Raw genomic sequence first — 18647 nt, forward strand, 5'->3', positions numbered from 1 at the left:
CGACAGCACCTCGGCACGGGCGCTGCAGCAACAACAGATGACCGACATGGTGGCGACGGCGGTTCATGAAATGGGCCTTACCGTGCAAGAAATTGCCCGCAATGCGGGAGCGGCCGCCGAAGTGTCGCGTACCACGCAGGACGAGGCGCAATCCGCCAGGCGCATCGTCGGTGAGTCGATTGCGCATATCCGCAGCATGTCCGAGGACGTCGGCAGTGCCGCTAGCTCGGTGGAAGTGCTGGCGGGAAAAATCGCGACCATCGATCAAGTGTTGACGGTGATTCGCAGCATCTCGGAACAGACCAATTTGTTGGCCCTGAATGCCGCCATCGAAGCGGCGCGCGCCGGCGAAATGGGCCGCGGCTTTGCCGTGGTGGCCGATGAAGTTCGCACCCTCGCCGGCCGCACGCAAAGCGCGACGACCGAAATCCAACAGATGGTCGGTGAGCTCAAGGGCGGCGCCGATCAAGCCGTGGCCTCGATGCGCGCCGGACAGGCGGCCACCGGCACCGGCGTCGAAGCCAGCCGACGCACCGGTGATTCGCTGGATGCCATCGCCGGCCACGTCGAACAGCTCACCGACCGCAACCAGCAAGTCGCGGCCGCGACGGAGGAGCAAAGCTCGGTCACCGAAGAGATAAACCGTAACGTCCAGGGCATCGCCGACCTCGCCCAATCGACGGCCAGGGATGTGCAGAGTTGCCGCGAGGACTGCCTGAAACTGTCGCAAAAGGCCGAACACCTGGCATCGCAGATGGCGCGGTTCAAGTTGTAACGAAGGTACTCTGCTGCAGGCTCAAACAAGGCCTGCACCTGGAACAAATTCACTGTAGGAGCTGCCGCAGGCTGCGATCACTCTAAATCGCGAAGGTCGTTCCGGCCTTTATCGCAGCCTTCGGCAGCTCCTACAAAATGGGGGCGACCGAAAGTTTTTGTCCAACCACAAATCCCTGTGCCAACTTGTTGACGAAGATGTTTGGCCAAGCATTGCCCATCAACGAATAGCCGCCACGATCTCCGCCGTGGCGAGCACCGTCGCATACTCACCGTGCAAATTCCCCAACGACATGGCATGCACCTCCTCGGCCGAATGCGCATGCCCGAAAAAGTCGGCCTGATCAAAGGTAAAGCAGGCATCGTGCGGCACCAGCACCTCAAAGCCGAGGTTGCCGCCGCTCCGCGCCGTGGACTCCACCGAGTTATTGGTGATTACGCCAACGATGACCACCTGAGTGATCGCGTCACTGCGCAACCAGGTCTCCAACTCACTGCCGCAGAATGCATCCGGCACCTGCTTTTGGAGCTGTCGCTCGCCTTCAATCGGCAAAAACGCTGACTGGTAATCCACCCCGGACTGCTGCGGCCAGAACACTGATTCGGAAGACCGGGAAAAATGCCGGACATGGATCACCGGCCGCCCGGTCTCGCGCCATGCGGCCAACAAGCTCAACATGTGCTCTTCGGCCTGAGGATTGTTGCGCCGCCCCAACTTCGGATGGTTGATGCCTTGTTGCATGTCGATCAGCACCAGCGCTGCATTGTCATGTAGGTCCATCTGTTCCCTGCCTTTAAAGCGCACTAAAACGCTGCGCGAGTTGTTGTTCAGCAAACTGCTCGATCACGAAATCGACGAACGCCCGGGTTTTGCCGGGCAGTAATTTATGTTCGCTGTAGTACAGCGAGATAGTGCCATCGTCCACGTACCAGTCCGGCAACACCCGCACCAGGCTACCGTCCGCTAGATAAGCGGAGGCAAAGGGCATGCTCACCAGTGCGATACCCAGCCCCTGGGCGGCGGCCACGCAGGCGGCTTCGGAGTCGCTCATGGTCATGCGCAGTTTCAGATTCAACGGGCGTTGCTCATGGGCGCGATTGGTCAGCGGCCAGGAACGCACGCGGCCGGTCTGCGGCGAGCGGATCAGAATCCCCGGGCAATCCTGCACATCCTCGGGGTTAAGCGGGGTTGGACACCCAGCCATATATAAAGGTGCTGCCACCAACACCCGATGCGCTGGCGCAAGTTTGCGCGCCACTACGCCCAGCGGCAAATCAAAGCCACCACCGATGGCCGCGTCGAAACCCTGAGCAATCAGGTCCACCTGCCGGTTATCGAAGTGCCAGTCCGGCGTGATGGCTGGAAAACGGCGCAGGAATTCACCCAACAACGGCACGATGTAGCGGCGACCGAAGGCGGTACCCATGCTGACTTTGAGCGTCCCGGCCGGTTGCCCCTCGGCACTGGCCAGGTTGGCGACCGCATTCTGAATGGTATTGAAGCTGCTGCTGACCTCACTCAGAAACACTTGCCCCGCCTCCGTCAGGTTCAGACGTCGAGTGCTACGCTGGAACAACCTCACACCCAAACGAGTCTCCAACTTGGCCACACTCTTGCCCACCGCTGCCGGGGTCAGACTCAGGCGCCGCGCGGCCTCGGCGAAACTCCCTCCTTCCGCGCTGCGAACGAAGCATTCGATGCTGCTGAAGTTGTCCATCTTTGCCGCACTCGAAACTCTTGGTTTACACAGACTATCCCAATTACCCGCTAATCAGGATGCAATCAACCGCCGATACTGATACCCAGCAAACAACGCCCCCTTAACTTTGGAGAACTGCATGACGACTCAAGCGAACCTCAGCAACAAAGTAGCCTTTGTTCAAGGCGGATCCCGCGGTATTGGCGCGGCCATCGTCAAACGCCTTGCCGAGGAAGGCGCAGCCGTGGCGTTTACCTACGTCAGTTCACAGGCCAAAGCCGAAGAGTTACAAGACAGCATCACCGCCAAAGGCGGCAAGGCCTTGGCCATCAAGGCCGACAGCGCCGACGCTGAAGCGATTCGCAGTGCAGTCGCCACCACCGTTGAAACCTTCGGCCGCCTCGACATCCTGGTCAACAACGCGGGTGTCCTTGCCGTCGCGCCGCTGGAAGACTTCAGCCTCGAAGATTTCGACCGCACCCTGACCATCAACGTCCGTAGCGTGTTCATCGCCACTCAGGCAGCCGCCGCGCACATGACCGAAGGCGGCCGCGTGATCAACATCGGCAGCACCAACGCCGACCGCATGCCCTTCGCCGGCGGTGGCCCATACGCCATGAGCAAGGCCGCACTGGTCGGCCTGACCAAAGGCCTGTCTCGTGACCTCGGACCACGCGGGATCACGGTCAATAACGTGCAGCCCGGCCCGGTCGACACCGACATGAACCCGGCCGAGGGTGACTTCGCCGACTCGCTGATTCCGCTGATGGCCGTCGGCCGTTATGGCAAAGCCGAAGAAATCGCCAGCTTCGTCGCCTACCTGGCCGGCCCGGAAACCGGCTACATCACTGGTGCCAGCCTGACCATCGACGGTGGCTTCGGCGCCTGATCGCTGCCCCCAAGCGTTAATGGACTCGGCCCCGGACTTCTAACCGAAGACGGGGCCGAGTCGCTTTGCCGGTTATTTGCTTAACCACATGAAAATTCTGAAAAAAAGTTTTGCCTTCGCCGAAGCTTTCGACTACATTAGCGCGCCTCGACAGACTGAATACGTTTGACGAGATACGGTGAAGTGTCCGAGTGGCTTAAGGAGCACGCCTGGAAAGTGTGTATACAAGAAATTGTATCGAGAGTTCGAATCTCTCCTTCACCGCCACATTAGAGAAGCCCCGGCAGTTAACAGCTCCGGGGCTTTTTGCTGTCTGGGTTCCGCAACTCACCCCACGGGGGCCTTCACAACACAGTCTTTACAACTAGACCACTCAGCCGCCCAAACAGCCGCATCCAAATCAGATGGACCGTTGGTTCACCCGGTGCGACAACTCATCAGCCGACTCCTTTCGCTCTGAATACCTGTCGACCAGGTCAGGACGATCCCGCAGCAGCAGAGTGAACTTCACCAACTCCTCCATGACATCCACCACGCGGTCATAGAGAGCCGAGGGCCTCATCCGGTCCTGGTCGTCGAACTCAGCGAACGCCTTCGGCACGGATGACTGATTCGGGATGGTGAACATCCTCATCCATCGGCCCAGCACGCGCAGCTGATTCACTGCATTGAAGGACTGAGAGCCTCCAGAGACCTGCATCACAGCCAGTGTCTTGCCTTGCGTTGGACGGACCGCACCAATCGACAGCGGAACCCAGTCAATCTGGGCCTTGAACACCGCAGACATTGACCCGTGTCGCTCGGGAGAACACCAGACCTGCCCTTCGGACCACTGCATCAGGTCAAGCAACTCCTGGACCTTCGGATGCTCCACGGGCGCGTCATCGGGCAATGGCAAACCGGACGGATTGTAGATGCGCGTCTGCGCTCCGAAATGTTCCAGTAGTCGTGCAGCCTCCTCAACCAGGAGCCGACTGAATGAACGCTGCCGGGTCGAACCATAAAGCAGCAGGATGCGCGGCTTGTGTCCGTCGACGCCACTGTTTCCAGGTACAGCTAACGAGGTGTCCAGATTGGGAAGTTGATCAGTCATAAAGACTCCAGTTACAGGCCACTGATGCGGTCGATTTCACATTTGAGCTCATCACGTCCAAGGTCGCTGAACGGCAACGCAAGGAAGGCGCGGCAGCGGACCTCAATGCGCGCCAGGGTGGCGTGGAAAGCCGCCGTGATTTCCGCCTCGGAACCCGCCACGTCGGATGGGTCGTCCAACCCCCAGTGCCCTTTGAGGGCCGGGCCGAAGTAGACCGGGCAAGCTTCCCCGGCAGCCTTGTCGCAAACCGTGATCACTACGTCAGGCGGGTTGCCCTCGAATGCATCATTGCCCTTGCTGCTCAATCCCTCGGTCGAAATCCCCGCCTCCTGCAGCGTGGTCAGGCTACGCGGCAGCACGTGTCCCTTGGGGAAGCTCCCGGCACTGACTGCCAGAAACCCAGCCGGGGCGATATGATTGAACATCGCTTCCGACAAGATGCTCCGGCAGCTGTTAGCGGTACACATGAACAGGACTTTCATGAACGTCTCCATCAGGCACCCAGGCGCAATGCAAGGGCGGTTAGTGTGGTAAGCAGCACAGGCAAGGTCAGGACGACACCGACCTTGAAGTAGTAGCCCCAGGTGATGCGGATGCCTTTGCCCGCCAGGACATGCAGCCAAAGCAAGGTGGCCAGACTGCCTATAGGGGTCAGCTTGGGGCCGAGGTCGCAGCCAATGACGTTGGCGTAGACCATTGCCTCACGCACCACGCCAGAAGCTTCGGAAGCCTGGATCGAGAGCGCCCCTACCAGAATGGTCGGCATGTTGTTCATCACCGATGACAGCGCCGCTGTCAGCAAGCCAGTGCCTAGCGTCGCCCCCCATATGCCGTAGCCGGCAACGTGGTTCAGGACACCCGTCAGGTATCCGGTCAGCCCGGCATTTTTTAGGCCGTACACGACCAGGTACATGCCCAGGGAAAACACCACCACCTGCCACGGCGCCTCGCGCAGCACTCGCCGCGTGGAGATGACATGCCCGCGCGCAGCCACGCCAAACAGCACCGCTGCACCTGCAAAAGCAATAACACTGATAGGGATGCCGAACGGTTCCAAAACGAACAGTCCCAGCAACAGGGCCAGAAGCACGTACCCACCTACACGAAAGGTCGCCCGGTCACGGATGGCAAGCCGTGGGTCGGTCACCTCGTTCAGGTCATAACGGGCGGGGATGTCTCGACGGAAGAACAGGTACAAAACGGCCAGTGTGGTGGCAACGCTGACCAGGTTGACCGGAACCATGACCGATGCGTATTCGCCGAAACCAAGCTTGAAGTAGTCTGCTGAAACAATGTTCACCAGGTTCGACACCACTAAGGGCAGGCTGGCGGTGTCTGCGATGAAGCCCGCTGCCATGACAAAGGCCAGGGTGGAAGCCGCTGAAAAGCGTAGCGCCACCAGCATGGAGATCACGATGGGCGTCAAAATCAGCGCGGCCCCGTCGTTGGCAAACAAGGCTGATACTGCGGCGCCCAGCAGCACGATGAAGGCAAACAGCCGGCGACCGCTTCCCTTGGCCCCGCGAGCAACGTGTAGCGCGGCCCATTGAAAGAAGCCGGCCTCATCCAGCAGGAGGCTGATGATAATGACCGCGATGAAGGTGGCTGTGGCATTCCAGACAATGCCCCACACAATCGGGATGTCGTTGATGCTCACGACACCCGAGACCAATGCCAGGATCGCGCCGAAGGTCGCGCTCCATCCCACACCGAGGCCCTTGGGCTGCCAGATGACCAACGTGATAGTGACAAGGAAGATGACGGACGCAACAAGCATGGTGGCTCTCGACTGGACTTCGGGTTAGCAGCAGGCCGCAGCGCGGACAGGACGGTTGCCCATTAATTGAAGGCGCGCGCTGTCTTGCTGGAGCCAGTCAGCATTGGCTTCCAATGTGGCCTGCAGGACAGCGTGAACCCAGCTTGGAAGGTCGGGATTGAGCCTGTAGTAAACCCACTGGCCTTGGCGCCTGTCGGTCAGCAGTCCGCAAGCGCGAAGTTGGGCAAGGTGACGGGATACCTTTGGCTGGCTGTCATCAAGCGCACAGACCAGTTCGCACACGCACAGCTCGCCTTCACGAGCGACGAGCAGCGCGGCACGGGCACGGGTTTCATCAGCCAGACATTTGAAGACGGCAGGAGGGGTCAAGGTGAAGAGCATCTTGGATATCTGATGACATATGGAAATCCGAATATACGGATTTCCATATGCATCTACAAGACTCCGGGCCATGAATTGAATCCCACGCCCTCCTCTCGCCTGCACCGTGAACAGCAACGTTTACAACCCTTCGCGCACTATCAGAATCGCCTTACAGCACCCCCAGACACGTCCGAGAGCAATCGGCTGTATCGTTCTCCTACCGCTTTGGCTCGGGCCTGCGCACTGATTCTGTAGCGATATAAACAGTGCCCTGCCCCTGCCAACGCCATAAACGCACTCGAAGGATCCCCACCCGCCGGCCTGGGCGCCAGATCCCGAAGGAGGACGAATTTGACTGACTCTACCCAGCCTTACCGCTTGAAATCGAAGGATGCCGGGAGGCGCTCAAGCCGCCGAAAAAGTAACAGCAGCAGCAATGGCAACTCCCCAGCCCACACCCCGAATGGAGGCGATGAAATGAGAAACAGAGTAGAGGCACTTGAGAAAGCACTTCCAGACATCAGGGAGCGCCTGGTCAGGGTGGAGACCACGCTTGACCGTATCGAAGGTAATACGGCAAGCAAAGTGGAATTGGCTGATTTGAAAATGGCTACCCAAGCTGATATTGCTGATCTGAAAATGGCTACCAAAGCTGATATTGCTGATTTGAAAATGGCTACCACAGCTGATATTGCTGATTTGAAAATGGGTACCAAAGCTGAGATGGCTGACTTGAGGATGGTCACCAAATCTGATATTGCCGATCTGAGGGTCACAATGCTTGAAGCCTTTAACCATCAGACCAAATGGTTCATAGGAACTGTCGTGGTACTGGCCGGCACTGCCTTCGCCGCCGCGCGCCTGATGCAATGACTTACAGCAAAAAGCCTGGTATCCGCACGGACGTCAGGCTTTTTACCTTTCAGGGGACCGATACTGGACGATTGCCTCAAATGGCGTGAACCATTCCTGTGACCACCCAGGCCGTGGTGAGCCAAATCACTGCCAAACCGGAAAACAAAGCCACATATTCATTGTTTGTCATGGCATGCGCTCCTCTAGTCACTTAACTCTAGTCCGATTGGATCCAACTAACACCTTTAGATGTCATTAATACTTTCGTCAGCGCACCGAGAATCTGAAGTCGCTGTTTTAACCTTCCGACGACAGGTGTGCGGTCCTGTTTCACCTGCGCATTTCTGCTGCCTCGTTTCGGGTGTAACCTAACGCCCATTGCCGCGTGGCTCGACGTGATTATTCAGGAGAAGGGAACAATGAACGCATCAGAGTGGAATGAAGCCGCCTTAGCGAAGTACATCGTCAGCAACCCCGGTCTGCAGGCTGAAATCCAGAATCTCAGCCCCGAGGAACAGAAGCAGCAGATTCAATGGTCCTTCGAGGACGAAGCGGAAGACCAGGGCATCGAGCCTTGGGAGTTGGCGCTGGAGTTGATCGCGGAATCGCCGGAGCAACTGAAGGCCATGCGCCTGGAAGCCCATGCCCAGGTCGCCGAAGCGCTGGGAATGGACTGGGCCGAATACTGTGAGTTGAACGGCATCGAAAAATAACGGCGGCAAGCGTGTCGCTGCCAGCCGCGAGAAAACCCTGACTCATCAGTCAGCCTTAGCGCTTTACCTTGGCGTCGCGGGTGGGTAACGTCTGCCCCACTATAAACACAAGGAATCGCGTCATGAGTGAGTTGATCGCTTACCACCTCGAAGACGGTATCGCCACCCTGACCTTGAGTAACGGCAAGGTCAATGCCATTTCGCCGGACGTGATCACGGCGTTCAATGCCGCTCTGGATCAGGCCGAGCAGGATCGCGCCGTAGTGATCATCACCGGTCAGCCGGGGATATTGTCGGGTGGTTATGATCTCAAGGTAATGACCTCGGGTCCTCAACACGCCATCAGCCTGGTGACGTCCGGTTCGAAGCTGGCCCGCCGTCTGCTGTCTCATCCTTATCCAGTGGTGGTGGCCTGCCCGGGTCACGCCGTGGCCAAAGGCGCGTTCCTGCTGCTGTCGGTGGACTACCGGATCGGTGTCGACGGCCCGTTCAGCATCGGCTTGAACGAAGTGCAGATCGGCATGACCATGCACCACGCGGGCATCGAACTGGCCCGTGATCGCCTGAGCAACGTCGCGCTGCATCGTTCAGTGATCAACGGCGAAATGTTCGACCCCAAAGGTGCCGTGGAAGCCGGTTTCCTCGACAAACTGGTCAGCGCCGAAGAGCTGCAAAGTGCAGCCCAGGCAGTCGCTTTACAGCTGAAAAAGATCAACATGATCGCCCACCGCAATACCAAGTTGAAAGTACGCAAAAGTTTACTCGACACCCTCGATCAAGCCATCGTGCTGGACCAGAATCACTCGGTGATCTGACTTTCAAGCTGCAACAAAGAGCCCGGCCACCTACCGGGCTTTTTTATTGACCGCTCTAACTCAGGCCCTTCCGGCCGTAAGAAATATCCTCTTAAATAATCACCCTTAAACAGCCCCCAACGGTAATTGCTGTCGTCGGTGCACATCCGTACACTGCGCCCCCCTTTATCCTCCCGGGTCGGCTTGATGCTTTTCGTGTTCCGTATGTTATTGATGGGCCTGCATTTTTTTGTTGCAGGCGTGCTGGGTGTGCTACTTGGCCTGTGCCGCCCCTTCAACCCGGATAACAGCCGCCTATGCGCACGCCTCTACGCGTGGCCGGCGATGTGTATTTTGCGCCTGCGTCTGAAGGCCGAAATGGGGCCCCTGCTGAAGCAATCGCAGCCCTGCGTCATCGTCGCCAATCACCAGTCCAACTATGACCTGTTCATCTTTGGCAACGTGGTGCCGCCGCGCACCGTGTGTATCGGCAAGAAAAGCCTGAAATGGGTCCCGTTGTTTGGCCAATTGTTCTGGCTGGCCGGCAATGTACTGATTGATCGCGGCAATGCTCAAAAGGCCCGGCAGTCCATGCTGACCACTACCGACACCCTGCAACATCGGGACACCTCGATTTGGGTCTTTCCCGAAGGTACCCGCAATCTGGGCGAAGACCTGCTGCCGTTCAAAAAAGGCGCGTTCCAGATGGCGATTGCCGCTGGCGTACCGATCGTGCCGGTGTGTGTCAGCAGCTACATTAAACACATGCAGCTCAATCGCTGGCGCGGTGGCAAGATCATGATTCGCTCGCTGCCGGCCATTCCCACCGACGGCTTGAGTCTCGACGATATACCCTTGCTGATGAGCCAGTGCCACGCACAAATGCAAGCGTGCATCGACAGCATGGACCAGCAACTGCAAGCCGCCTGAGCCCTGCGCGCCATAGCGTCCCCAAGCCCGTTGACCCGGGCTTTTTCATGCCCGCTGAACCACCGCAATTTTGCTGACTCTAACCCGGTAGAGCGCGTTAAGCTGTGCGTCATTAGCCACCGCCACCCAACAAGAAGAAGCGAACCACTATGGGCCGAGTCGTTGCTGCCGCGGTTTACAGCGCCGGAAAGAAAGTCTCCAACATTACCCTCGACGAAGGCGCTGAATGGGCCGCAAAGCCGGGGCACTTTGTCTGGATTGGCCTGGAGCAACCCGATGCTCAGGAACTGGCCAACCTGCAGCGTCAGTTTCATCTGCATGAATTAGCCATCGAAGACGCCCTCGAAAAACACAGCCGACCAAAACTGGAAACCTTCGGTGACGCGCTGTTCATCGTCACCTACTCACCGATTCGCGAAAACGGCAAAATCGAGTTTATCGAAACGCATATTTTTGCCGGCAAGGGCTATATCATCACCTCACGCAACGGACATTCGAAGTCTTATGGCCTGGTGCGCGCCCGCTGTGAGGCACGGCCGCTGTTGCTGGAGCATGGCGAAGACTTCGTGCTGTATGCGCTGTTGGATTTCGTCACTGAGTGCTATCAGCCAGTCACCGAAACGATTCACGCTGAACTCGACGAACTGGAAGCACGCGTCCTCGGCGGGGTGTTGGATGAGTCCGATATCATGTGCATCCACGGCCTGCGCCGGGACCTGCTGCGCTTGCGCCGTTACGTGGCACCGATGGTAGAGATTGGCGAGGAGCTACAAAAACTCAGCTTCCCCTTCATCGACAAAAACATGCGCCCCTACTTCCGCGATGTAGAGATCCACGTCACCCGGCAGATGGAAGACCTGGCCAATTTGCGGGATATCGCCAGCCAGACCATCGAAATCGGCCTGCTGCTGGAATCCTCGCGACAAAGCATCGTGCAACGCAAATTCGCAGCCTGGGCGGCGATCCTCGCACTGCCAACGGCGATTGCCGGGATCTACGGGATGAACTTCCAGAACATGCCGGAGCTGACCTGGCAGTACGGTTATTACACCGTGATCGGCGGCATTGTCCTCGGCTGTAGTGCCTTGTATATGAGTTTCAAGCGTTCGGGCTGGCTGTAACCTGCACGACCGTCTTCGCCAACACGTTGGCGAAGACGGTATATCGGCCGAAGGATTCAGGCAGTTTCCGACGCAGATTTGTGCGCCACAAAGCGCATCATCCACTCGGCCACGGTCGACCCCTGATGATCGCTCTCCAGGCTGGCGATACCGCTGCTGTAGACCCGCTCGCCGAGGGTCTGCTGGCGGATATCCATCAAGGCCCGAGAGTAGTCGTGAACGAACTCCGGATGGCCCTGGAAGCACAGCACCTGATCGTTGATGTGGAACGCGGCGATCGGGCAGAACTCGCTGGAGGCGATGACAGTGGCGTTTTCCGGAAGTCGGGTGACTTGATCCTGATGGCTGATCAACAAGGTCAGATCGTCGATGGCCGGGGTCATCCACGGTTTCGCCGAGGCCAGCGTGTAGCGATGAATGCCGACACCCCAACCTTGAGTGGCGCGCTCGCTTTGGCCGCCCAGCAACAAGGCCAGCAACTGATGGCCGAAGCAGATACCGAGCAGCTTGTCGCCACGCTGGTAACGCTGCAACAGGAAGGTCTTCAGGGTTTGAATCCAGGGCTCCAGTCCGAATGAATCCGCCTTGCTGCCAGTGACCAGATACGCATCGAACCGCTCATCATCCGCCGGGTAAACACCTTGCATCACGTTGTAGACGCTGAACTCTGCAGGGATTGGCTGACGCGAAAACAAGCGCTCGAACATCTGCCCATAGCCTTGAAATTGATCGACCAACTCAGGGCGCAGGACATCGGTTTCCAAAATGCAGATGCGTAACGACATAAAAAAAGGTCCTGAAACGTTCTAGGCAATAGCGCACGGGACGAAGCCTGCCTTGAAAAACCACTTCAAGGCAAGACCCTACACGCTATTGAGCCAATTCGCTTAGAACAATAGGCCCTGAGAGGCTTTCATCAACAACAATGCCGGCGGCTCAAAGCGCTCGCCGTACTGCTCGGTCAGGTACTGGGCACGGGCGATAAAATCCTTGAGTCCGTATTGGTTGATGAATTGCAACGCCCCGCCACTCCAGGCGGCAAAACCGATGCCGAAGATCGAACCGACGTTGGCCTCGGCGGTAGACATCAGCACCCCCTCCTCCACACAGCGCACGGTTTCTATCGCCTGAATGAACAACAGCCGGTCGCGCACGTCCTGCGCGGAAATCTGCCCGTCGGCCTTTTCGAAACGCAGCTTCAGTTCGGGCCACAGGTGCTTGGCGGCGCCGGCCGGATAATCGTAGAAACCACCACCGGCGGCCTTGCCGGAGCGTTTGTATTCGTTGAGCAACAGGTCGATCACCGCAAACGACGGATGCTGCGGTGCTGGCTTGCCCTCGGCCTCCAGGTCTTTGCGCGTCTGCTGACGAATGTGGCTCATCAAACTCAGCGACACTTCATCCGACACCGCCAGCGGCCCGACCGGCATCCCGGCCTTGCGCGCTTCGGTTTCAATCATCGCCGCCGACACGCCCTCGCCGAGCATGGCAATCCCTTCGTTGGTGAAGGTGCCAAACACCCGCGAGGTAAAGAAGCCGCGGCTGTCGTTGACCACAATCGGGGTTTTCTTGATTTGCAGAACAAAGTCGAAGCCACGGGCCAGGGTTTCATCGCTGGTGCTCGCGCCCTTGATGATTTCCACCAATGGCATTTTGTCCACCGGACTGAAAAAGTGCAGACCGATAAAACGCTCCGGCTGAGCAATGGCCGAGGCCAGGCCGCTGATCGGCAACGTCGAGGTGTTGGACGCGATCACCGCGTCTGCCAAAGCACACTTCTCCGCCACGGCAGTCACCTTGCCTTTGAGTTCACGGTCTTCGAACACTGCCTCGATGATCAAGTCGCAACCGTGCAAGTCTTCATCGCGCACAGTGGCGGTAATCCGCGCGAGCACCGCGTCGCGTTGTTCTGCGCTGATCCGTCCTTTGCTGAGCTTTTTCTCCAGCAATGCAGCCGAGTGCGCCTTGCCTTTGTCTGCCGCTGCCTGCGTGACGTCCTTGAGCACCACTTCAATGCCCGCCGACGCACTGGCGTAGGCAATCCCCGCACCCATCATGCCGGCGCCGAGAATCCCCACCTTGCGCGTTCGATACACCGGCACGCCTTGCGGCCGCGAGCCACCGGCATTGATCTCGTTGAGCTGGAACCAGAAGGTGCCAATCATATTCTTCGCCACCTGGCCGGTGGTGAGTTCGGTGAAGTAACGGGTTTCGATCAACTGCGCCGTGTCGAAATCCACTTGCGCGCCTTCCACCGCTGCGCAGAGGATTTTCTCGGGTGCCGGGAAACAGCCCTGAGTGCGGGCCCGCAGAACCGAGGGCGCAATCGCCAGCATTTGCGCGACCTTGGGATGTGACGGCGTGCCACCGGGAATCTGATACCCGACCACGTCCCATCGCTGTTTAACGCTGGGGTTAGCGAGGATCCAGGCGCGGGCCTTGGCCAACATGTCGTCGCGGTCGCTGGCAATCTGCTCGATCAAACCGGCTTGCAACGCCTGCTGTGGATTGACCTTTTTGCCTTCGAGCAAGTACGGCAGGGCTTTTTCCAGGCCCAGCATGCGCACCATGCGCACCACTCCGCCGCCACCCGGCAACAAACCCAGGGTCACCTCCGGCAGGCCGATCTGCACGTTATGGCTGTCGAGGGCAACGCGATGATGACAAGCCAGGCAGATTTCCCAGCCGCCGCCCAGCGCCGCGCCGTTGATCGCAGCCACCACTGGTTTGCCCAGGGTTTCCAGGGTGCGCAACTGCCCTTTTAGCTGCAATACCCCTTGGTAGAAGTCCAGCGCCTGAGGTTTGTCGACCTTGATCAGCTCATTGAGGTCGCCGCCCGCAAAGAAGGTGTTTTTCGCCGAGGTAATAATCACCCCAGCGATGCTGTCGATCTCGGTTTTCAGTCTTGCAACGGCCTCGGCCATGGCATCGCGATAAACCCCGTTCATGGTATTGGCGGTCTGGCCCGGCAGGTCGATGGTCAGAACGACGATCTGGTCCTGGCCTTTTTCATAACGGATGGCGTCAGTCATGGCGACTTCCCTGATTAATAACGTTCGATGATGGTGGCGATGCCCATGCCGCCGCCGACGCACAACGTCGCCAGGCCGTAGCGTAGCTGACGGGCCTCCAGCTCATCGAGCAGGCTGCCGAGGATCATGCAACCGGTGGCGCCCAGCGGGTGACCCATGGCGATCGAGCCGCCGTTGACGTTGACCTTTTCCGCATCGACGCCCATGTCCTTGATGAACTTGAGCACCACCGAGGCGAAGGCTTCATTGACTTCAAACAGGTCGATGTCTTCGACTTTCAACCCGGCGCGGCTCAAGGCCTTGCGGGTGGCGGGTGCCGGACCGGTAAGCATGATCGTGGGGTCGGTGCTGGTGACCGCCGTGGCGACGATCCGCGCCCGTGGCCGCAAGCCCAGTTCCAGGCCTTTGGCCTCGGAGCCAATAAGCATGACCGCCGCGCCGTCGACGATGCCCGAGCTATTGCCGGGAGTGTGGACATGATGGATGCGTTCGACATGGCTGTAGACCCGCAGCGCCGTGGCGTCGAAACCCATCTTCCCGATCATTTCGAAACTCGGCTTGAGCTTGCCCAGCCCCTCCAGAGTTGAATCGCCGCGAATGAACTCATCGTGATCCAGCAGCACAATGCCGTTCTGATCCTTGACCGGCACCAGTGACTTGCTGAACGAACCATCGGCGCGCGCACGCGCGGCCTTTTGCTGCGAATGCAGGGCAAAGGAATCGACATCGTGGCGACTGAAGCCCTCCAGCGTGGCGATCAAGTCGGCGCCAATGCCTTGCGGGGTGAAGTGAGTGTGCAAGTTGCTTTGCGGGTCCAGAGCCCAGGCGCCACCATCACTGCCCATCGGCACCCTGGACATCGACTCGACCCCACCGACCACCACCAGGTCCTCGAAACCGGAGCGAACCTTCATCGCCCCGAGGTTGACCGCCTCCAGCCCGGACGCGCAGAACCGATTGACCTGCACCCCGGCCACGCTGACGTCCCAATCAGCCATCAGGGCGGCGGTCTTGGCGATGTCGGCGCCCTGATCACCCACCGGGGTGACGCAGCCCAACACAATGTCGTCGACCTGGCGGGTGTCCAGCTGATTGCGCTGCTGCAAGGCATTCAACAGGCCTGCCATCAGATTCACCGGCTTAACGCTGTGCAGCGCGCCATCTGGTTTTCCTTTGCCACGGGGCGTGCGCAGCGCATCAAAAATCAAAGCTTCAGTCATGGCATCCTCAGAGCAAGATGAACAGTGGATTCCCTCTACCTTCACCTTCACCTTAAACTTCAGACGACTTGATTCAATGACCGCAGTGCTCAATAGCCTTGACTGCCCCGCTCAGACGAACGGTAAGCAACTAAACAAATGAGTGTTGAACGCATTCAACGCGTCTAGCAAAGGCAGTTGTCAGCAGATGGCGTTACGCCTCATGCCTTTTTTAAAGGTTTTCCTAATTACTCCATATAAAATAGATCTAAGCCAAGTGTGACGCGGCCTCTAAGGTTAACTCTGTAACAGGCAGACGATAAAAAACACAGTGGGACGTCTGAGTTGCCGGTTTTTTCCGGGACACCTGTTCGATTGCACCCCCCTTTGCCAGCTGCCCGATGAGAGTGAAGAACATCAAAATCGGTGAGCTTTAGTCGCTCAGGCATAACAACAAAAGGCAATCGTCATGTTTAAACATTCGAAAATCCGTCAGGCCGGACTTATTGTGTTCGTTACCACCCTCATCTTGATTTTGCCGAATATGACTCGGCTATTTGGTTGACCTTGTTTTTCACGCACAACCACCCAGTGCCCTGGACACTATCGAGCCAAACGCGGTTATGCCAATCTTCCCGTCTTTATTGACGGAGATTGGCTTATGCGTGCCTGGATAGCGTTCGTTCCTCTCATCTGCTGTTTAACTGTCAGCGCCGCAGAAGGGGCCAAACCCTCTGCGCAATTGACACTGGAGTTAGCCGACGGTGTCCACACCTGGACGACCGCGCAACTTCTTGCTTTGCCGCAGGCGCAAAACATTCAGATTCCTGAAGACGTTTCCTACAAACGCGCCATGACCTATCGCGCCATACCGATGGCTGTGCTGCTCAACGGCGTCAATCCCGAAGAGCACCTGCAGGCCGTGGCCACCGACGGCTTCGCGGCAGAAATGCCAGCGGGCCCACTCTTGGCCAATGAAAAGAACGGTTCCCGCGCCTGGCTGGCGATTGAACAACCGAACAAACCCTGGCCGTCGCTGGGCAAGGACCAAAATACCGCCGGGCCTTTCTACCTGGTGTGGACCCACCCCAAGGCCGGCAATATCAGCCCGGAACAATGGCCCTACGCGATGGTGAAAGTTCGGTTGCTGGCGTCCGTCGCCGAACGCTTCCCAGTGATGCGCCCGGACCCGGCACTGGGCGCCAACGATCCAGTCAACCAGGGCTTTGCGATCTTTCAGAAAAGTTGCATGGCATGCCATCGACTCAACGGCGCGGGTGACTCGCAACTGGGGCCTGACCTGAATCAGCCACACAGCCCGACCGAATATTTCGCCGGCGATTACCTGAGAACCTACATCCGAGACCCGCAAAGCCTGCGTCAATGGCCACAGGCAAAAATGCCGGCGATCCCGGCGTCGGTGTTGTCGGACGGCGATCTGGATCTGGTGATCGGGTATTTGAAGCACATGGCGCAGCGTCGGGATGTGGCCAAGTAGCAGGGGATTTGGCTCAAACTGGATGAACACTGAAATACTGTAGGAGCGGGCTTGCCCGCGATCAGCTTGATGCGGTGGCATCAGACCCACCGCTATCGCGGGCAAGCCCGCTCCTACATGACCCTATCTCTGCTGCGTTACTGTACCTGCGACTGCGTCTGCACCGCCCGAATCGGCGAGACCGACACCTTGGCGTGCATCTGTTCGCAACCGCCTCCCCTACGCATGCCGCGCACCGGGCAGGCATCGAGGTAGTCCAGACCCACCGCCAACTTGAGGTGACGCTCTGGCCGTGCCAGTTGGTTGGTCACGTCAAAGCTGTACCAGGCGCCATCAATCCACGCCTCGGCCCACGCATGGCTGGCAAGATGTTCGCTGTCTTCGCTGTACAAATACCCCGACACATAACGCGCCGGAACGCCCAGGCTGCGGGCGCAGGCCAGGAAGGCATGGGTGTGGTCCTGACACACGCCGGCTCGCCCGGCAAACGCCTGCGCAGCACTGGTGTCGACTTCAGTCGCCCCCGGTGTGTAGGTCATGTACTGATTCAGCCCGTGCATCAAGTCGATCAACGCCGTGCGGTCCTTACGCTGCTGGCACTGTTGCGCGGCGAAGGCACGAATCGCCTCGTCGGGTTCGGTCAATCGCGTGAACCGCAAGAAGGGCAACGCCGACTGCTGCTCATGTTCGGACTCGGCCTTCTCATCGATCTCGACCTGCCCGCGCGCACCGATGATCACCGCCTCATGCGGCTCATCAAGGGTCAGTACGTGCAGGATATTGCCGAACGGATCGACCTGCGCCCGCACCGGGCGCGGCAGAGCCAGTTGCCAGCTGAGGACATGCTGGCGCTCGCTGTCATGGGGCGTCAAGCGCAGATACTGAATGCTGGCGCGAACCTGGTCTTCGTAGTGATAAGTGGTTTCGTGGCTAATTGAGAGTCTCATGCAGCCTCCAGGTACGACGTGTGAATAGCGTCACCCAATTGAGCTACCAACGGGATGAATTCGTTCAACCATTCGTGCAGGCCTTCGGCGAGGATTTCGTCGATGCCGGTGTAACGCAGCCGCGCGTCCAGTTCGGCCGCCAGGCGCTGTGCCGGGCGACCGTTGGCACCGGGCAGGCTGGCCAGAATCTGATCCAGCTCCTCCAGGCACGCGCGCAACGAACGTGGCACGTCGGCGCGCAACAGCAGCAGCTCGGCGACGTGACGTGCGGCCGGGGCGTCGCGGTACAGCTCGGTGTACGCCTCGAACGACGACAATGCCCGCAGCAACGCGCTCCACTGATAATAACCATGGGCCGAGTTGTCGGAGACCACGTCGGTATTTTTGCCGCGCAGTTCAAGCATCTCGTAGCGCGCATCGACCATGCGCATGGTGTTGTCCGCGCGCTCGATGAAGGTCCCCAGGCGAATAAACCGAAAGGCGTCGTGGCGCATGATGGTGCCGTAGGTGGCGCCACGAAACAGGTGCGAGCGCTCTTTGATCCACTCGCAAAAACGGCTCATGCCATAGCGAGTCAAACCTTGCTCGGCGATACCGCGAATCTCCAGCCAGGTGGCGTTGATGTTTTCCCACATGTCCGCCGTAATGCGCCCACGCACCGCATGGGCACTGGCCCGCGCGGCACCCAGGCAGCTGTAGATGCTGGCCGGGTTGGTCGCATCCAGGGCGAAAAAGTGCAGCAAGCGCTCGGCGTGCAGTTCACCGTGACGCTCCAGGTAATCGTCCAGAGTGCCGGTGATCAACAGCGGCAAGGCCATTTCGTCCAGCCCGTCACCGCGCCCATCCTGGGGCATCAATGACAGGGAATAGCTGACGTCGAGCATCCGCGCGAGGTTTTCCGCCCGCTCCAGGTAACGCGACATCCAGTACAAATCCGAGGCAGTTCTACTTAACATTGGCAG

The 18647-nt window shown here is 58.7% G+C and carries 19 protein-coding genes and 1 tRNA gene; 9 read left to right on the forward strand and 11 right to left on the reverse strand.

Annotated features, from left to right (window positions below; translation table 11 throughout):
• The first annotated feature begins 46 nt into the window (after positions 1–46).
• Positions 47–775 carry a methyl-accepting chemotaxis protein gene (locus tag ACF0H7_RS21375; RefSeq protein WP_397453974.1) on the forward strand — a complete coding sequence of 243 codons (729 nt, stop codon included), beginning with the start codon at positions 47–49 and terminating at the stop codon, positions 773–775.
• Positions 776–994: 219 nt separating this feature from the next.
• Here ACF0H7_RS21375 and ACF0H7_RS21380 read toward each other — a convergent pair whose 3' ends face one another.
• The gene (locus ACF0H7_RS21380; RefSeq protein WP_397448853.1) at positions 995–1555 is read right to left on the reverse strand and encodes a cysteine hydrolase family protein; all 561 of its coding nucleotides are present in this window, start codon (positions 1553–1555) and stop codon (positions 995–997) included.
• A gap of 13 nt (positions 1556–1568) precedes the next feature.
• Positions 1569–2492, reverse strand: coding sequence for a LysR family transcriptional regulator (locus ACF0H7_RS21385; RefSeq protein ID WP_397448854.1), 924 nt, complete (start codon positions 2490–2492; stop codon positions 1569–1571).
• 121 nt (positions 2493–2613) lie between these two features.
• Between ACF0H7_RS21385 and ACF0H7_RS21390 the strand changes: the two genes are divergently transcribed.
• Positions 2614–3363, forward strand: a complete 750-nt coding sequence (locus ACF0H7_RS21390) for a 3-oxoacyl-ACP reductase family protein (RefSeq protein ID WP_397448855.1) — start codon at positions 2614–2616, stop codon at positions 3361–3363.
• A 177-nt stretch (positions 3364–3540) separates the two neighbouring features.
• A tRNA-Ser gene (locus ACF0H7_RS21395) sits at positions 3541–3630 on the forward strand.
• 133 nt (positions 3631–3763) lie between these two features.
• Here the strand turns inward: ACF0H7_RS21395 and arsH are convergent.
• The 4 genes from arsH to ACF0H7_RS21415 are packed head-to-tail and all read right to left on the reverse strand — an operon-like array spanning position 3764 to position 6614.
• Positions 3764–4456, reverse strand: coding sequence for an arsenical resistance protein ArsH (gene arsH / locus ACF0H7_RS21400; RefSeq protein WP_397448856.1), 693 nt, complete (start codon positions 4454–4456; stop codon positions 3764–3766).
• 11 nt (positions 4457–4467) lie between these two features.
• Positions 4468–4938, reverse strand: coding sequence for an arsenate reductase ArsC (locus tag ACF0H7_RS21405; protein WP_397448857.1), 471 nt, complete (start codon positions 4936–4938; stop codon positions 4468–4470).
• A gap of 11 nt (positions 4939–4949) precedes the next feature.
• The gene (locus ACF0H7_RS21410; protein WP_397448858.1) at positions 4950–6233 is read right to left on the reverse strand and encodes an arsenic transporter; all 1284 of its coding nucleotides are present in this window, start codon (positions 6231–6233) and stop codon (positions 4950–4952) included.
• A 24-nt stretch (positions 6234–6257) separates the two neighbouring features.
• A complete protein-coding gene (locus ACF0H7_RS21415) occupies positions 6258–6614 on the reverse strand; it encodes a metalloregulator ArsR/SmtB family transcription factor (RefSeq protein ID WP_397448859.1) in 357 nt (118 codons plus the stop codon).
• A gap of 333 nt (positions 6615–6947) precedes the next feature.
• Between ACF0H7_RS21415 and ACF0H7_RS21420 the strand changes: the two genes are divergently transcribed.
• The 5 genes from ACF0H7_RS21420 to ACF0H7_RS21440 all read left to right on the forward strand — a co-directional run bounded on the left by ACF0H7_RS21420 (position 6948) and on the right by ACF0H7_RS21440 (position 11009).
• The gene (locus ACF0H7_RS21420) at positions 6948–7469 is read left to right on the forward strand and encodes a hypothetical protein (protein ID WP_397448860.1); all 522 of its coding nucleotides are present in this window, start codon (positions 6948–6950) and stop codon (positions 7467–7469) included.
• Between the two features lie 401 nt (positions 7470–7870).
• Positions 7871–8164: a DUF6388 family protein gene (locus ACF0H7_RS21425; RefSeq protein WP_397448861.1), complete on the forward strand. Its 294-nt coding sequence runs from the start codon at positions 7871–7873 to the stop codon at positions 8162–8164.
• Between the two features lie 122 nt (positions 8165–8286).
• Positions 8287–8979, forward strand: coding sequence for a crotonase/enoyl-CoA hydratase family protein (locus ACF0H7_RS21430; RefSeq protein ID WP_397448862.1), 693 nt, complete (start codon positions 8287–8289; stop codon positions 8977–8979).
• A 186-nt stretch (positions 8980–9165) separates the two neighbouring features.
• Positions 9166–9888: a lysophospholipid acyltransferase family protein gene (locus ACF0H7_RS21435; protein ID WP_397448863.1), complete on the forward strand. Its 723-nt coding sequence runs from the start codon at positions 9166–9168 to the stop codon at positions 9886–9888.
• 149 nt (positions 9889–10037) lie between these two features.
• Entirely contained in the window at positions 10038–11009 is a 972-nt protein-coding gene (locus ACF0H7_RS21440) for a magnesium and cobalt transport protein CorA (RefSeq protein ID WP_397448864.1), read from the forward strand.
• 56 nt (positions 11010–11065) lie between these two features.
• Here the strand turns inward: ACF0H7_RS21440 and ACF0H7_RS21445 are convergent, their stop codons facing one another.
• The 3 genes from ACF0H7_RS21445 to ACF0H7_RS21455 form a co-directional block, all read right to left on the reverse strand.
• Positions 11066–11794, reverse strand: coding sequence for an amidotransferase (locus tag ACF0H7_RS21445; protein WP_397448865.1), 729 nt, complete (start codon positions 11792–11794; stop codon positions 11066–11068).
• Positions 11795–11896: 102 nt separating this feature from the next.
• Positions 11897–14041 carry a 3-hydroxyacyl-CoA dehydrogenase NAD-binding domain-containing protein gene (locus tag ACF0H7_RS21450; protein ID WP_397448866.1) on the reverse strand — a complete coding sequence of 715 codons (2145 nt, stop codon included), beginning with the start codon at positions 14039–14041 and terminating at the stop codon, positions 11897–11899.
• Positions 14042–14055: 14 nt separating this feature from the next.
• Positions 14056–15261, reverse strand: a complete 1206-nt coding sequence (locus ACF0H7_RS21455; RefSeq protein WP_397448867.1) for an acetyl-CoA C-acetyltransferase — start codon at positions 15259–15261, stop codon at positions 14056–14058.
• 640 nt (positions 15262–15901) lie between these two features.
• Here ACF0H7_RS21455 and ACF0H7_RS21460 point away from each other — a divergent pair.
• Positions 15902–16738 (forward strand): c-type cytochrome, encoded by an 837-nt coding sequence (locus tag ACF0H7_RS21460; protein ID WP_397448868.1) that lies wholly within the window; start codon positions 15902–15904, stop codon positions 16736–16738.
• A 137-nt stretch (positions 16739–16875) separates the two neighbouring features.
• Here the strand turns inward: ACF0H7_RS21460 and ACF0H7_RS21465 are convergent, their stop codons facing one another.
• Entirely contained in the window at positions 16876–17685 is an 810-nt protein-coding gene (locus tag ACF0H7_RS21465) for a transglutaminase N-terminal domain-containing protein (protein WP_397448869.1), read from the reverse strand.
• The gene (locus ACF0H7_RS21470; RefSeq protein WP_397448870.1) at positions 17682–18641 is read right to left on the reverse strand and encodes an alpha-E domain-containing protein; all 960 of its coding nucleotides are present in this window, start codon (positions 18639–18641) and stop codon (positions 17682–17684) included. The genes ACF0H7_RS21465 and ACF0H7_RS21470 overlap by 4 nt, the downstream gene beginning before the upstream one ends.
• Positions 18642–18647 lie beyond the last annotated feature (6 nt).

The sequence above is a fragment of the Pseudomonas sp. NA-150 genome, assembly GCF_044336365.1.
Taxonomy (GTDB): Bacteria; Pseudomonadota; Gammaproteobacteria; order Pseudomonadales; family Pseudomonadaceae; genus Aquipseudomonas.